The organism is Candidatus Rickettsia tasmaniensis, assembly GCF_036857515.1.
Taxonomy (GTDB): domain Bacteria; phylum Pseudomonadota; class Alphaproteobacteria; order Rickettsiales; family Rickettsiaceae; genus Rickettsia; species Rickettsia rickettsii.
Map to the genome: position 1 here is coordinate 1 of NZ_JAQCNX010000001.1, position 16053 is coordinate 16053.

The following is a 16053-nucleotide window of genomic DNA, read 5'->3' on the forward strand; positions in this document are numbered from 1 at the left end:
ATTCTATTTTGCAGTGCAAAATCATTTAGCTTATATACTACTCCATCAATTTCATAAGGTAAATTTTCTCTATTGGTTTTGAGATATTCGTAAAAGGCGAAAATTTCTTCTTCAGAACTCGCAAGTTTAGATACTTCATTAATGTTAAAGCCGCATTCTTTTAATTTTGTAAGTAATTGATCTTGTGAAGAAGCGAGATTCTGTTCAGTTACCCCTCCTGAATATACAAAATATTTGAGCGGTCTTTTAGCCGTAATAGAAGCATCAAGCTGACGAAGTGATCCGGCAGCAGCATTACGAGGATTGGCAAATTTATCCTTGCCCTGCTCTTCTTGTTCTTTATTTAGATTTAAAAAATCTTGTTTTTCAATATAAATTTCCCCTCGTACTTCTAAAAACTCTGGAACATTATCTATTTTATGAGGAAAATTTTTGATTGTTTTAATATTTGCTGTTATATCTTCACCAACATATCCGTCACCTCTTGTAGCTCCCGTTGTAAGCACCCCGTTTTTATAAACAGCAGAAAAAGACAAACCGTCTATTTTAGGTTCACAAAAGATAGGAGCAAACTCATTAAGGCATAAGAAATTTTTTATACGGTCTACAAAATCTTTCACATCTTGCTTATCAAAAGCATTACTGAGAGATAGCATAGGCACTTGATGCGTAACTTTAGCAAATTTATTTGCTATTTTAGCCCCTACTTTTTTGCTAGGACTATTTTCTAAAATTAAATGAGGAAATTTTTGTTCTAACTTGAGATTGGTATTAAATAGCTGATCATACTCGCTATCAGAAACTAAAGGATTATCTTCTATATAATAAGCATGGTTATACGCTGCTATTTTATCAGCGAGTTCTTCTAGTAATTCTTGTGCTTCCTCTTCAGATATTAAATCAATATTTTGCATTAGTAGTTCATACTTTTATTTTAATGTACAATCAAATCCAATTCCTAAAATTTTTATTTTCTTCAAAATCGCTAATTGCTCGTTTTAGTCTTTCAGCATTTTTATGACTTTTTAACAAGTATAGTTTCCTCCATAGCATTATGGATCTTCAAGCGACATAATAACCACCTGTTTTTGTTTTTGTCTAGTTACAATCACTGAAGTGTGATCTGCACAAACTTTTTTCATAACATAACCTACTTAAGTACGTTTACATGTAATAAGGCATGTTTTATAACTAGTCACTTTAAGAATCAAAATCAAAATCTTTACCTAGTTTAATATATGCTCTAATACGGCTCATGAAATTTTGGAAATATGTTAAATTATGCCATGTCATTAGCATAGAGCCAAGTATTTCACCGCTTCTAACTAAATGATGTAGATAAGCTTTACTATAGTTTCTACAAGCAGGACATAGGCAATCATGTTCTAGCGGCTTGTTATCATCGGCATATTTGCTATTGCGGATATTTACCGTACCGTATTTCGTAAAAGCCTGACCGTTGCGACCTGAGCGTGTCGGGATTACACAGTCAAACATATCTATACCCCTGCTAACCGCACCTATAATATCAGCAGGCTTACCGACTCCCATTAAATAACGTGGCTTATTTTGCGGCAGAAAATCAGGAGCATAATCAAGTACTTTAAACATAAGCTCCTGCCCCTCACCTACTGCAAGTCCACCTATAGCATAACCCTCAAAATCAAGTTCTACTAGATCCTTAGCCGATTGATCACGTAATTCTTCGTAAACGCTACCTTGAATAATACCGAATTGTGCATAGCCTTCCCGCTTAACAAAAGCATTACGTGATCTATTCGCCCATCTAGTCGTAAGCTGCATAGAAGTTTTAGCTTCTTCAAAGGTTGCAGGGTAAGGCGTACATTCATCAAAAGCCATAGTGATTGTGCTACCGAGCAGATATTGTATTTCGGTAGAACGCTCAGGAGTTAACATATATTTATCGCCGTTAATATGAGAGCTGAAACTTACTCCCTCTTCGGTTATCTTGCGTAACTTCGATAGCGACATTACCTGAAAACCGCCAGAATCGGTTAATATCGGCTTATCCCAATTCATGAATTTATGTAAGCCACCAAGCCGTACTATACGTTCGGCAGTCGGCTGAAGCATTAAGTGGTAAGTATTGCCAAGCAATATATCCGCCCCCGTTTCTGCTACCGATTCAGGTAGCATTGCCTTAACCGTTCCTCTAGTTCCAACCGGCATAAAAGCGGGAGTACGCATCTCACCGTGTGCGGTTACGATAATACCGCTTCTAGCTTTTTTATGCTGATTATGAATATTAAAAGAAAATTTTGACACTGATAATCACTTATTTTTAAAAGCAATATCTTAGCATACTATAGTTTATCCTGGAATATAAAAATTAAGATTAAAAGCAGGTATCACCTAGAAGCAGTTGTTTTATGCTGTAATTTAGCCTTCCGATGTCATTCCCGCGTAATGATAATCTTTTCAACTCTAAATAATTATAGTCATTGACTTATTTTAATTACTTCTATAGATTACTTTTCTTAAATGATAATTAAACTCTGTCATTCATAATATAATTTATAAGAGTTAACATATGGAAAATAAAGAAGAAGAAACTTTAACCTCTGAGTGAATAATAGATGAAGAGGAGGAAAAGCGTTTAAAAGCTCAAAATGCAAGGAAAGAGCTTAAGTTAATATTAATAACATTTGCTATTATTCTCACTAGTTTTTTAACTTTTTGTTATTTCTTTTTTAACTATATAGAAGAAAAAGCAGCAGAGTATAAATTACAGCAAGAACAAGAAGCAAAAATAAATAATAACACAAAATGAAATTGTTTAAATACAATGTAACCAAAAGCTATTAATCTATTTAAAGTTAAAAAATTATTTGTTATTGCAATTTTTTAACTTTTGCTTTAATTGTAATCAACTATTATTAATATAAATAAAATAACTTTTATGGAAGATATAAGCTCTTGGAAAGAAAAGTTTGAAATTTGTGTTTACGCTAAAAAGCTACTTGATAAACTCGAATATTTAAACACTAAAGTAAAAAATCCTGTTGATATAGAGGAAGTTAAAAAAGGTATCTTCTACGCTCGTAAATATCATGGTTCACAAATGCGTCAGTCAGGCGATCCGTATTATTCGCACCCGATCGAAGTAGCGATTATGCTTGCAGAGTTTGTAGCAGACGAAGCGCCTAAGCTTTTTACTTCTAATATGATAAATGCTGCTCTACTTCACTATACTATTAAGAATACAGAACTTACTGAAAAGATGATCATCGAAATTTTTGGTAAAGAAATAGCAAAACATGTAGAAGGTTTAACTAGAATTAAACCTCACGGAAAAATTAGTGTTGAGGAAAGCTTAAACCTATTAATTAAGCAAAAAAGATATGATCCGCACTTATAAAATTATTTGATCGTATTCATAATGTACAAACATTAGCAGCTAAATCACCTGAAAAAGCGAAGCAGATTATTGTGGAAACATTTAAGAAGTTTCTAGTTGTTGCTATACATTTAGAGTGTTATGAAATTGAAGAAAAGTTTAATGCAATTTGCTATAGGTTTTTATACAAAGATAAATTTTCTCAACAAAAACAAATATCATTATTCACTATGAATAACCTGCTTCTTTTTCCAACTTTTGAAAATGATTTAGACCAAACATCAAATTATAAGTAATGGAACCATCACAACAAACAAACCATATTGACCCAAATATTTTGTTAAATATATAATTCCAAACGAAGTGATTATATACATTAAGGCTCTAGAAACAGCATATATCATACTACTGTAAAGCGTTTAAAAACCGGAAAATGCCTAAAAAAGATTGAAACAGCAGGAACAGTATCAAATGAACATATTATCAAACCTATTTGAATTAAAAGAAGCTGGAGAGGTGTAGTTGTACTTTTTAAAAGGTATGGTGCAAATAGAATAAATATAAAGAGTAAAGCTAATTTTACTCTAAGAATTTTTAAAGGATATATTTTATAACTTAGAAAACATATTAAAGACATACTAGCTAGGTGGAACATTGAAATAATAAAATTATGATGAATAACCTGAGCTGCACTATATCCAAATGCATTCTTTAAAACTTCACCACAAGTAATATAAGTATAGTAGAAACATATGGGCCAAGCACAACTCATTATGAAAAAATATATAGTTGTCTTCTTATTAGGTTTTTGGTTAAAAATCTCATCGTTTTTTAATTCTTTTTTGTTGATATTTGCCTTTTCATATTTTCGTAAAAGTCTAGCACTTGCATCTACAAAATCAGGCGTTTCTCTAAGATGAGCTCTAGCGTAACCTCTCACAACTGCAATAATTGCACCTATCCAAACGGCAAGACGCCAATTCAATCCTTGAGTAGTAACTAAAGATACTATAGCTAAAGCTACAGTTGTCCCAATTACTGATGCTACGGCGATAAAAGAAACTACGGGATATTGTATAGGTGGTTTTGTAATTTCAGTTAAATAAAGTTCTGCTACCACTATTTCACCTACAGAAGCTATACCTTGAATTGCACGGCAAATTGTGATTAATACAGCAGCAAAATAACCTACTTGTTCATAAGTAGGAGCATTTGCCATAATTATACAGGATAAAGCCATTAAGGTAGATAATAACAGTAGATTTTTGCCCTAATATCACCCTATTCGACCAAAAATATATGCTCCTAGTGGTCTAAATATAAAGGTAGAACAAAAGGTAAATGCAGAGAGAAGAGAAGCTGCACTCAAATCATATTTAGGAAAGAACAATTCATTTAACAATACTGCTAAATGGATGTACAACATTAAATCAAAATACTCAAGAAAAGTAGCAGTAGATAAAATGCCTGTGGCTTCTTTTTGATCGCTTGTTAAACTTCTCTGTTCTTGTTCATAGCCTAACATAAACTCTTTACAAAAAATTAAATTGTAAAGAAATTTATACTGTTTTATATAAAAGTCAATAGGCAATTTCGCTTTACACGATAAATAAGAAAAGGAAGTGCAGCTTAATATATTTTGTGAATTGATAGAAAAAAGCTATAATATATTGCGATGTTTTTTATAGTTGTAATTATATAGATTTAACTGTATTCCCCAGCAAGTAGTAACGTTAAAAGCAAGAAACAAACTAATAATTAGTACTTTAAATTTACTTTATTTTATTAGCATGATAGATATGTGATAAATAAACTAATTGAAAGAAAAAATAAGTAATATACAGTAATGGTTCATTTTTAGATTGAAAAGCAAAATACTATACTATCATTGGTAGTTATAATTAAATATATTCAAAATATGTTTTTTCAATCACTAAATTTATACTCTATCTTAGTTGCAGGCCTTACAGCTACTGTTATCGTGTTTATGCGTCAATTATCTTATTACAAACAGCAAATTATTAATAAGGATTTTAAAAAAATACCTGCATATTTTGATAAAAAAATGTTATATAAAATTCTTAATAAGAACTACGATAGATATTCTGCTCTTGAAATGATTAAATCATATTTTAAGTTGAAAACTGCAAGATCATTATCATATGAAGCACTTGAAAATGATAAGCAATTAAGCGAATTATTTAGAGATTCTTTAAACTATTTTATTGATGATTTTATATCAAAATCCGATAAATCAGTTGCAGTAAATAAAGTGTTTAGTATACAAGATGAACATAACAATACTCATAAATTATATGCGTTTTTAGAGAAAAATAAAATATCGGACAAAACACATCAAATGCTTGTATATGTCAAAGTGCCTTATATAATGACCAAAGATGACGAAGAAAGCTTCAACACTTTCATACACTTGGCTAAGATAATGTAGATTTCCCAAAAACAAAATCAGACACTCAAATAACAAATTTAAGAGTGAGCTTAACGAAGTCGTATAAGCGAATCTTACAAAATTCGGCATCAAGAGCTTAATATTGAAACTATATTTTTAAGTAAGACAGAGTTATTTAAAGCTTGGTTTAGAGTTACCTAAACCAAGAAATAAATTACTACTTACCTAAAAGTGGATATGTAACATTTTTTAAGAATTTTCTTTTAATATAAGTACATACTAAAAATGTCAGTACGGTACTTGGAACATAGCAAATTATCGTAGGTAAATATCTTATTAAGGTCTTAGTTGAGACTAAGTCAGTAAACGACGTACTGATGCTCTCTACTAACTCTCTACTTTTTGATCTTCAACAATCTAAAGTACGATATCTATTTTTGTATTTTAAATAACATCTAACAGCTTCAATAACCATAGAAGATATAATAGAAATTATTCCGCTTTGCATAAGAAAATAAAATTCCAGACTATCCGAACAATAACAATAATTAGCAATAATTATTAAAACTAAACCTAGAATATTAAAAAAATAGACAAATGGTTTGCCATAAGATTTCTCTTCTTGCTTAATGCTACTTTTTAATAATTCATATATTAGAGATTTTAACATTGAATTACCTATTTCATAAGAATAGCGAGCAATACACCTGCACCAAAAGCGTAGGCGAGATTCCGCAAAGGGTGGTCACGTGTCGACTCACATAAATCCGCTACATTAGCTTTACCTTTATCCATTCCTTTATCTTTATAATATTCCATAACGGGATGATAAATTACCTAACGGCTCATCTAGAATATCTCCGGATTGACCTTTTAAATTACGTAATCTTGACACTAAGCTTTCAATATCTTTTTTGATACCTTCGACATCTGCTTTAGCAGAGTTTGAATTTGATTCTTTCATAATTTACTCCTTTATTAGTTTATATTTTGTTAAGCAAATTATTTTGCCTACAAAACTTACACGATACTCCTCTTATAAGAACTTTACAATAGCTTAAACAATAAAAAAACCGAATCTAAACTAGATTCGGCTAAATTTAATGATTTTTTATTTCGTATTACTTCTACTTACTACCGAATGAAGAAACAATTTTATTAATTAATGATTCAATATTAATTGCTGATTGAGTATATTTTATCTCTTCATTAGCCGCTAAATTTTCATCGTCATTACCCGGTACAATTGAAATATATTTACCTCCAAGTAACCCACTGGTGACTACTTGGGCTTTAGAATCTTTAGGTATTTTAACATCATCATTAATATTTAGAGATACACTTGCATAAAAGCTATTTGGATCTAAAGTAATTTTCTTTACACTACCGATTTTTATACCTGAAATCATTACGTCGCTTCCAACTGCTATCCCTTCTGCACTTTGGAAATGAGCAGTTACCTGATAGCCTTTTGAGCTAGTTATAGAACTACCTGTTTTGTAGGCAAAAATCAAAAATAGCAAAGCAATAATTAATACTACAAAGCCTATAATTGTTTCAATAATGTTCTGTTGCATTGTTTTTTATATTTTATTAATATTACGGTTGCCATCTATTATATTTAAGATTTGATGTTTTAGGCAGCTTTTTAACTATTTTATTATTCTTTTGCCATGGAAAAAGCTGAATATTTTTTGGTATCTCATTTACTAAATGATGTAACCAAGCGTGCCAACTTGGCGGAATTTTTGTAGGTTCATTTACATTTTTATAAATAACAAACCTCCTTGGACGCCCTAAATAATCAATATTACGGCCTTCATAATATTGATTCAAAAACTCATCTTCTCCTACTTTTTTGTGAAAAAAAGTAATAAAAAACTTATCTATCCACGACATTTTAAAATTTCTATAGCAGTTTCTCTTCCTTGCACTGCAAGTTTATCGGCAGCAATATTACCGCTATTATTTGCATGACCTCTTACCCATTTCCAAATAATAGTATGTTTACTCAATTCTGCGTATAATTTTTGCCATAAATCGGCATTTTTAACGGGTTCATTGTTGCTTTTACACCAATTATTTTTTATCCAATTATGAATCCAAGCGGTAATTCCTTGTTGCAAATATTTGCTATCGGTATAAATCTCAATATTACAAGATTTTTTTAAAATTCTCAAGGCTTCAAGTGCTGCAGTAATTTCCATACGATTATTAGTCGTATCTAACTCATACCCAAATACTTCTTTGCTAGTATCGTTAAATTGAAGCAAAGCTCCCCACCCTCCGGGACCTGGATTACCCGCACATGCACCATCAGTATATATCACTACTTTTGAATCCATAATATGCATTAACTAGGTTTAGAAGAATTACGAAACTTATCTAACATTATAACATTTGGACTTGAAGATGATAAAGTCTGATAACTTTTATTATTACTTATTTCCTCTTCATGTTGAGGATTTTCGTGTATATTTAACGACTGATTAAAAGTGAGACTGTAATTATTATTGGAATCAACAAAGCTAATAAGTGCATCAAAAGGTACGTAAATTATTTCTTTAACACCGTCAAAACTTACCGTTAAAGAAAAGCCCGTATCATTTACTATTAAATTTTCAAACTGATACTGCAGTACTATTGTTATCTGTTCCGGATATGCCTGTTTAACTTTTGAAGGTAAAATTACCGCAGGGTTATCGGTTCTGTACGATATGTATATTAACTGATCCCAATATAAATTTTCATGCTGAATTTTTGTTAGAATTTTTTTCACAAATTCTAGCATAGATTCATGCACAAATTTTTTATATTCAATATTCATACGAGAAAAATAAATAAAAATAGGTCGACGAAGTTTAATTTGAACAGTTTACGTCATTGCGAGGAAAAACTGTAAGTTTTGACGAAACAATCTCAGGAGTCCTACTTTATGAGATTGCCACATTCTCTACGTTCGCTCGCAATGACGAGATCAACCGTTTTTAGGCAATGCCAATTTTTCAAATTAAACAAGTATAAGTGAGGGTTTTTCTGTTGCCCGGCACACCCTCCAGCCGCGTAGGGTTAAGCTGCTAAAGCTAAACAACCTACAGAACGATTATTATCGTTTGCGTTTCTTTGTTTTGACCCATATGGCAAAAACCATCGGCGGAATCATCCCGAGTAAAAGCAATCTTTTTATTAGGCACGTCGATCCTATTTCGCCCCCCAAAAATACTCGATGAACTTCGTATTGTCTACTCTTTAAGAGTTATTACATATTTAAACTTTTCTAAATGACGTAGCTAATAAAGAGAAATTTGAAGGCGACACGGAACGCAGAACCGCAGCGTACACGCAAGTAACGTGAGGATTCGAGTACCGGATCGACGTACAAATTACCTTTAGGAGCAAGTTATTTAGAAAGTTTTGGTGGAGGCGTCGGGTACTGCCCCCGAGTCCGCAACCTCTATTCTAAATTACGTTTATTACTATAGCTATATTAGCACCAAATATTATGCCTTAATTTGATTAAAATGTAAAGGTCAAATAAGAATTCTAGATTTATATTAAAAATGGACTTATAATAAATGTTTAGAATTCTAAATTAAAAACTTAATTATGCTACCAAATCTTGGAATTATCGCCGGCAGAGGTTCATTACCTTACTTAATAGCAGGTAATTATACAAAGCAAGGCGGTAATTGCTATATAGCGGCAATTAAAGACGAAGCTGATATAGATCAAATTAAAGATTTTGCATATAAGATTTTAAAAATCGGTATGGTCGGGGAAGCTATAAAATATTTTAAGGAGCATGAGGTAAAAAATATTATTTTTATCGGTGGAGTTAATAGACCGAATTTTAAAAATTTAGCCGTAGATAAAATAGGCGGTTTACTGCTTTTCAAAATAGTTGGGCAAAAAGTTCGAGGAGATGATAGTTTGCTAAAAACAGTAGCAGATTTTTTTGAAAGTTACGGTTTCAAGGTAATTTCAAGTAATGAAATATATAAAAATCAACAAGGTAACTCCAATATTATAACCGATACTAACCCTATAAGTTCAGATAAAAATGATATTGAGCTTGGAATAAAATTATTGAATCATCTAAGTGCATTCGACATCGCACAATCGGTTATAGTTGAAAGTGGCTACATACTTGGTATAGAGGCTGCCGAAGGAACGGATAATTTAATAACGAGATGTGCAGATTTACGTAAAAATCCTCATGGAGGAGTATTAGTAAAAATAGCGAAATTAGGTCAAGATAATAGACTAGATATGCCGACGATCGGTCCTAATACTATAAAGAATCTTGCTAAATATAATTACAAAGGGGTAGCGATTCAAAAAAATAATGTAATTATAGTCGAAGAAGAATTAACTATAAAACTCGCTAATGAACATAAAATTTTTATAACAAAATGTTAGCAATAGGTATTACCGGTAGCTATGCATCGGGCAAAACTTTTATGTTGGATTATTTAGCAGAAAAAGGATATAAAACTTTTTGTGCCGATAGATGCATAAAAGAATTATATCAAGATGTAGTTTTGCAAACTCAGATTTTAAAATTACTACCTGAACTTGAGTCTTTCAATATTGGAAAAATCAGTAATTTAATTTACAATAACGACCTAGCTAGAGAAAAACTACAAAATTTTATTTACCCCTTACTAATAGATAAACTCATTTTATTTAAAAAAGAAAATGCTAATTCCAAATTTGGCTTTGCCGAGATACCGCTGCTTTATGAAGCTAAATTTGATAAATATTTTGATTTTGTCGTAACAATATACTGCTCTGAAGAAATAAGAATGCAAAGAGCAATAACGAGATCTTCGTTTGATATAGAAATTTATAATAAAATCAAAGAAATTCAACTATCACAAGAGAGCAAAATAGCAAAAGCAGATTTTGCTATAAATAGCGGCGTTGATATGTTAGACTTGGAAAAACAAATAGCGAAGCTAATAAAGGATTTGGAATGTCGAGTTTAAGAGAAATAATTTTAGATACCGAAACTACGGGACTTGACCCACGACAAGGTCATCGAATCGTTGAGATCGGTGCTATTGAGATGATAAATAAGGTATTAACAGGCAGGAATTTTCATTTTTATATTAATCCTGAGCGAGATATGCCGTTTGAGGCTTATAGAATTCATGGCATATCCGGCGAATTTTTAAAAGACAAGCCTCTATTTCATACAATAGCCGATGATTTTTTAGAGTTTATTTCAGATAGCAAACTGATTATTCATAATGCTCCTTTCGATATTAAATTTCTAAATCACGAATTATCATTATTAAAAAGAACCGAAATTCAACTCTTGGAACTAGCAAATACTATTGATACTTTAGTAATGGCTAGAAGCATGTTTCCAGGCTCAAAATATAATCTTGATGCATTATGTAAAAGATTTAAAGTTGATAATTCAGGTAGGCAGCTTCACGGAGCTTTGAAAGATGCAGCATTACTTGCAGAAGTATATGTAGAGTTAATGGGCGGTAGACAATCCGCTTTTAAAATGGTTGATAAATCTGCCGGAATAAATAATTTAGCAACTAATCAAATAAATAACAAAACAGAGCAAGCTACTATTGTTATTAAACCTACAAAAGAAGAGCTGCAAAAACATAAAGAGTTTCTCAGTAGGATTTTAAAAACTGCTTAGTAAAACGTCATTGCGAGGAGATGCACAGCATCGACGTGGCAATCTCAGGAATTTTATATTATTTCATGAGATTGCCACGCTCCTTTTAGTCGCTCACAATGACGATTATCAACAATCCCCTTAAAACTTATCTATGAAAACAAATTTTCTTGTATTTATAACCTTTACAATACTTATCTCTTTAGGCTTTTGGCAGCTTAGTCGTTTAAAAGAAAAGAAATTATTTTTAGCTTCAATGCAAGCTAACCTAACCTCACCTGCAATTAATTTAGCAGAAATTCAAGACGGTTTACCTTATCACAAAGTAAAAATTACCGGTCAATTTTTGCCTAATAAAGACATATATTTATACGGTAGAAGGTCAATGTCGAGTGAAAAAGACGGATATTATTTAGTTACTCCTTTTAAAACCATAGAAGATAAAGTTATTTTAGTAGCACGAGGTTGGTTCAGTAATCGCAATAAAAATATTATCACGCACGCTACAAACGACCGGCAGCACGAGATTATCGGTGTTACCATGCCATCAGAAAAAACTCGTATCTACTTACCTGCTAACGATATAAAAAATAATGTGTGGCTAACGCTAAATTTAAAAGAAACATCCAAAGTGTTAGGCTTAGATCTTGAGAATTTTTATATTATTGCGGAAGGAAAAGATATCAGCAATCTAGATATTTTATTGCCTCTTGCAATAAATCATTTAGCAGCAATCAGAAATGACCATTTAGAATACGCCCTAACTTGGTTTGGACTTGCTATTTCTTTAATCGTAATATATGTAATTTATCGGCGTCGTTATATGGCTGTGGATGTCATCCCGCGAGCTTGTAGCGGAATCCAGAAAAATAATTAAAAAGACTGGACCCCGTGGTCAAGCCACGGGGTGACAGTAGAAAATCGATACATAAATGAGTGATTTACAAAGAGAAGCATCCGATCCTAATTACTCCGTTTGGGTATCAGCATCTGCCGGTACCGGTAAAACCAAAATCCTAACCGATCGATTTTTACGTCTGTTAATAACGGGCGTAGAGCCTTCCAATATTTTATGCCTTACTTTTACTAAAGCTGCAGCTATAGAGATGCAAGTAAGGATTAATAGCAGACTTAAATATCTTTCTCTTTGCAACGCCGAGAAACTAGAAGAATCACTTTTCTTAATGAGCGGCAATAAGCCATCGCCGCAAGAAACAGAAAACGCAAAAACTTTATATGATAAAATACTAAATAGCAATAAGCTTTTAAATATCTATACAATTCATGCTTTTTGTCAAAAAATTCTTAACACTTTCCCCTTAGAAGCCGGCATAACACCAGAATTTAAAATCCTTGAAGAAACTAAATTACAAGATATCTTCCTAAATATCAGAAACGAAATTTACTTAAGCGATGAACATAATGACTTAATTCAAATTTTACTTAACCGATTTCATGAAATAACTCTGCAAGATATTTTTACCGAGATAATCGAGCAGAAAATTAAATTCAGAAAGTTATTGATAAATAAGCAAATTCCCAAAGAAATATCTAATAAAAGATTAGCGTTAGGGGAATTAAATAATATTTACGATAAGGTAAAAAACTTATTTGCCGAGTATGATGTGGAGATAGCACCGAAAGAAATTTTTTTTACCAAAGACGGGAAAAAACGACAAAGCCTTTTATCGAAAGAATTAATAAGGAAATATCCTAAATTATTACTAGAGCTAGAAAAAATTACCTCTGAAATTTACCGATTAGATGAGCTGCATCGCATAGAAGAACTAGAATATCATACGAACTTACTTACTAAACTTGCGCATATTATTTTAAAAAAATACGATTCATATAAGGAAGAAAATAATTTACTCGATTACGACGATTTAATTTACTACACCGAGAAATTACTAAATAATAAAACTACTCATGAGTGGTTGCTGCATAAGCTTGAAAGCGAGATAAATCATATTCTTGTCGATGAAGCACAAGACACAAGCCCCCCGCAGTGGAATATTATTACTACTTTAATAACAGAGTTTAATGCTGTAGAGAGGCCAAATAATAGTGTTTTCATAGTCGGCGATGATAAACAATCGATCTTCAGTTTTCAAGGGGCTGATCTTCATAATTTCAACTTAGTAAATGAGCGACTAAAAGCAAATCTTACAAATGCTAACAAGAAATTCAAAAATATCACCCTTGAATATTCTTATAGATCATGTACAGAGATTTTACAATTTACTTATAATGTTTTAAAAAATATAAAATCCAATTACCCGAGTTTATTCCTTTCGAATAATCCTTTAATATTCTCATTTCGTACACATCAAGGCTCTGTAACGATTTGGCCATTAGTGACGAGTGAAAAACAAGAAGAGCCTTTTTGGGCACTACCTGAAGATTATGAAAATTCTAAATCTGCTGCCGATTTACTCATAGAAAAAATTGTAAATTTTATAAAAGAACAAATAGAAAGCGAAGAAATTTTACCGTCTACTGCAAACAGAATATCTGAAAAAGATTTCATGATATTAGTCAGAAAGAGAGATGAATTTAGTAATAATCTGATCAAAGAACTTAGCAAAGCTAAGCTTAAAGTTGAGGTAGGCGATAGAATGAACCTTAAGGAAAATCTAACTATAATGGATTTAATTTCATTAGCTAAATTTGTGTTACTACCTGATGATGATTTAAATCTTGCCGGTTTACTAAAATCACCGATTATTGGAATAAGCGAGCAGCAATTATACGAACTTCTTGTAAATAAAAGTGAGAATAGCTTATGGGATATACTCTCTTCACATGAGGAGATATATAATAAGTTAGATTCTCTAATTGAAATTTATAAAATATCGATTGTTGAGAACTTCTTTGATTTAGTGGTGCATAATCTAAATTTACGAGAGATTTACGATGGTGATAGTGATGATATGATAAATGAGCTATTAACATTAAGCAAAAACTATGCAAATGATATAGATAATTCACTGCAAGGATTCGTTGCTTGGTTCGAGAATAACGATATCTATATTAAACGTGATATGGGGCATTCAGACAAAATAAGAGTAATGACAGTCCACGGCTCTAAAGGGCTTGAAACTCCTATTGTTATATTATGCGATTCTACTACTTTACCGATAAGCAGCAATAAATTTATTTGGGATGATAAAGGAGAAATGTTTTTCTCTGCTAATGCTGCCGATACTCCTGAGTTTTTGCAAGAGCTGAAAGAAGCTGAAAAATTAAAAGATTTGCAAGAATATATAAGACTACTCTACGTTGCAATGACAAGAGCTAAAGACAGGCTGATTATATGCGGTTTTAGTAAAAAATCTACCACTCCTGAAAATTGCTGGTATGAAATAGCCAAACAAACTTGCGATAAATTTCTCAATTAATAGCTGCTATATTAAATATAATATACTATTAAGACGCACATATATTTAGCGTCTTATGTTAAAAATTTTAGAAAGTTTCTTTGAAAATAAAGCAAGAATTAAAATAGAAAGGTTAAACAATTACCATCCCTGCATTATGCTTATGAAAAAGGTAATAAGGAATAATACTTAAATTTTTTTCTTTTAAGGCTTGTTTATACTTTGTTATTTTAGAAAAAACAACTATAACAAAAAAAATAAAAATACTTATTAACAGAGGATATAAGATATTTAACTGATCAAACATCATTAATTTCACAGAATTTAGTTAGATACTACATAATAGTAGTAACATTTATTTAAATTTCAACTTAAATATTTTTTATTTCAATTTAACTCCTATATCTTAAATTTAAATCATTTATATTTAGATATTGTCATAAGAAAATTAATAAGATTTTTATTGAAACCACTACTTCTAAAATAGATAGCATAATAATTTATGCATTATGATAATAATCATGCCCTAATAAATCAGATTTAAGAATACCACAATTATATTCATATGAATCTAAATAAGCTTGTAATTCATGAACATTTTGTTCTATTTTTTCATAATTATATTTATATGAGTTTTGGAATTTTTCAACTAATTTACCTTTATTAACAACTTTTTTATAAGCATCTTCTTTAAAAAACCCATCTTTTTGTTCTTCACTACGAAAGTAATCCTTAAATTCACTATGTTTTTTCGGTAAATTAGAGATAAATTCTGCAAATTTTTCTAATTGAATATTGGTAATTAGAGTAAATACCAAACCTATATTTTCTTTATATTGGTTAACTCTTGAAATTTCATGCTCTATTGTATCTTTTTGTTCAATTTCAATAACATTATTAGATAAAATAACTAAATCTTTTTTATTAACCTCTTGCTTTTCAGATTCCTTTAGTTTTATATTCAGCATTTCCTCTTCTAATGCCTCTTTACTAAATAATTTTTTAAATACAGCAAGCCACGGACCAAAAGCTGTACTTTCTAATTTTTTAAAATATTCTTTTAACTTCATAACTAATTTCCTTGTTTATATTTTCTTAGTTTAATTTATAGTACTAGTTGGAAGTAATCAAGTTATAGAGCTAAGAAAAATTAATACTTTTGTAAAAATTATATATAGCGTAACAATTGAAAAACAGTTTTAAAATGCTTAAAATAATTTGACTATTTTAGAAAATTTTAATAAAATCTATTAATAAACTC

General features: G+C 30.9%; 14 protein-coding genes, 1 other RNA gene and 4 pseudogenes. 8 read left to right on the top strand and 11 right to left on the bottom strand.

Annotated features, from left to right (window positions below; genetic code table 11):
- Together ligA and tgt are read right to left on the bottom strand one after the other, a co-directional pair.
- The coding region (ligA, locus tag O6R16_RS00005; protein ID WP_499679477.1) for an NAD-dependent DNA ligase LigA at window positions 1–914 on the bottom strand (914 nt) is incomplete at its 3' end.
- Window positions 915–1200: 286 nt separating this feature from the next.
- Window positions 1201–2286 (bottom strand): tRNA guanosine(34) transglycosylase Tgt, encoded by a 1086-nt coding sequence (gene tgt, locus O6R16_RS00010; protein WP_499679478.1) that lies wholly within the window; start codon window positions 2284–2286, stop codon window positions 1201–1203.
- Between the two features lie 304 nt (window positions 2287–2590).
- Between tgt and O6R16_RS00015 the strand changes: the two genes are divergently transcribed.
- Window positions 2591–2791 carry an RP671a family tick cell line-upregulated protein gene (locus O6R16_RS00015; protein WP_156405199.1) on the top strand — a complete coding sequence of 67 codons (201 nt, stop codon included), beginning with the start codon at window positions 2591–2593 and terminating at the stop codon, window positions 2789–2791.
- Window positions 2792–2920: 129 nt separating this feature from the next.
- Window positions 2921–3555: pseudogene (locus O6R16_RS00020) on the top strand (HD domain-containing protein); the annotation flags it as partial.
- A gap of 31 nt (window positions 3556–3586) precedes the next feature.
- On the opposite strand, the pseudogene O6R16_RS00025 reads toward O6R16_RS00020, so the two are convergent.
- A pseudogene (locus O6R16_RS00025) lies at window positions 3587–4883 on the bottom strand (MFS transporter).
- 363 nt (window positions 4884–5246) lie between these two features.
- Here O6R16_RS00025 and O6R16_RS00030 point away from each other — a divergent pair.
- Window positions 5247–5807: a hypothetical protein gene (locus O6R16_RS00030; RefSeq protein ID WP_499679479.1), complete on the top strand. Its 561-nt coding sequence runs from the start codon at window positions 5247–5249 to the stop codon at window positions 5805–5807.
- 178 nt (window positions 5808–5985) lie between these two features.
- Here the strand turns inward: O6R16_RS00030 and O6R16_RS00035 are convergent.
- The 7 genes and pseudogenes from O6R16_RS00035 to ssrA form a co-directional block, all read right to left on the bottom strand.
- A pseudogene (locus O6R16_RS00035) lies at window positions 5986–6438 on the bottom strand (hypothetical protein).
- 8 nt (window positions 6439–6446) lie between these two features.
- Window positions 6447–6732, bottom strand: a pseudogene (locus O6R16_RS00040) (hypothetical protein).
- Between the two features lie 163 nt (window positions 6733–6895).
- Entirely contained in the window at window positions 6896–7345 is a 450-nt protein-coding gene (gene mlaD, locus O6R16_RS00045) for an outer membrane lipid asymmetry maintenance protein MlaD (protein WP_499679480.1), read from the bottom strand.
- A gap of 22 nt (window positions 7346–7367) precedes the next feature.
- A complete protein-coding gene (locus tag O6R16_RS00050) occupies window positions 7368–7667 on the bottom strand; it encodes an NADH-ubiquinone oxidoreductase subunit NDUFA12 family protein (protein WP_499679481.1) in 300 nt (99 codons plus the stop codon).
- Window positions 7655–8122, bottom strand: a complete 468-nt coding sequence (gene rnhA, locus O6R16_RS00055; RefSeq protein WP_499679482.1) for a ribonuclease HI — start codon at window positions 8120–8122, stop codon at window positions 7655–7657. Before rnhA ends, O6R16_RS00050 begins: the two co-directional genes overlap by 13 nt.
- On the bottom strand, window positions 8122–8595 hold the full coding sequence (locus O6R16_RS00060) for a ClpXP protease specificity-enhancing factor SspB (protein WP_499679483.1): 474 nt from the start codon (window positions 8593–8595) through the stop codon (window positions 8122–8124). Before O6R16_RS00060 ends, rnhA begins: the two co-directional genes overlap by 1 nt.
- A 196-nt stretch (window positions 8596–8791) precedes the next feature.
- Window positions 8792–9300: a transfer-messenger RNA gene (gene ssrA, locus O6R16_RS00065) on the bottom strand.
- 74 nt (window positions 9301–9374) lie between these two features.
- Here ssrA and O6R16_RS00070 point away from each other — a divergent pair.
- From O6R16_RS00070 to O6R16_RS00090, 5 genes are all read left to right on the top strand, one after another.
- Window positions 9375–10187, top strand: a complete 813-nt coding sequence (locus O6R16_RS00070; RefSeq protein ID WP_499679484.1) for an LpxI family protein — start codon at window positions 9375–9377, stop codon at window positions 10185–10187.
- On the top strand, window positions 10181–10756 hold the full coding sequence (gene coaE / locus O6R16_RS00075; protein ID WP_014409557.1) for a dephospho-CoA kinase: 576 nt from the start codon (window positions 10181–10183) through the stop codon (window positions 10754–10756). Before O6R16_RS00070 ends, coaE begins: the two co-directional genes overlap by 7 nt.
- Window positions 10744–11433, top strand: a complete 690-nt coding sequence (dnaQ, locus tag O6R16_RS00080; protein ID WP_499679485.1) for a DNA polymerase III subunit epsilon — start codon at window positions 10744–10746, stop codon at window positions 11431–11433. The genes coaE and dnaQ overlap by 13 nt, the downstream gene beginning before the upstream one ends.
- 133 nt (window positions 11434–11566) lie before the next feature.
- Complete coding sequence (locus tag O6R16_RS00085) at window positions 11567–12289, top strand: SURF1 family protein (RefSeq protein WP_499679486.1); 723 nt, start codon at window positions 11567–11569, stop codon at window positions 12287–12289.
- A 55-nt stretch (window positions 12290–12344) separates the two neighbouring features.
- Window positions 12345–14813, top strand: a complete 2469-nt coding sequence (locus O6R16_RS00090; protein ID WP_499679487.1) for a UvrD-helicase domain-containing protein — start codon at window positions 12345–12347, stop codon at window positions 14811–14813.
- Between the two features lie 479 nt (window positions 14814–15292).
- Here O6R16_RS00090 and O6R16_RS00095 read toward each other — a convergent pair whose 3' ends face one another.
- Window positions 15293–15862: a hypothetical protein gene (locus tag O6R16_RS00095; RefSeq protein WP_499679488.1), complete on the bottom strand. Its 570-nt coding sequence runs from the start codon at window positions 15860–15862 to the stop codon at window positions 15293–15295.
- Between the last annotated feature and the right edge of the window lie 191 nt (window positions 15863–16053).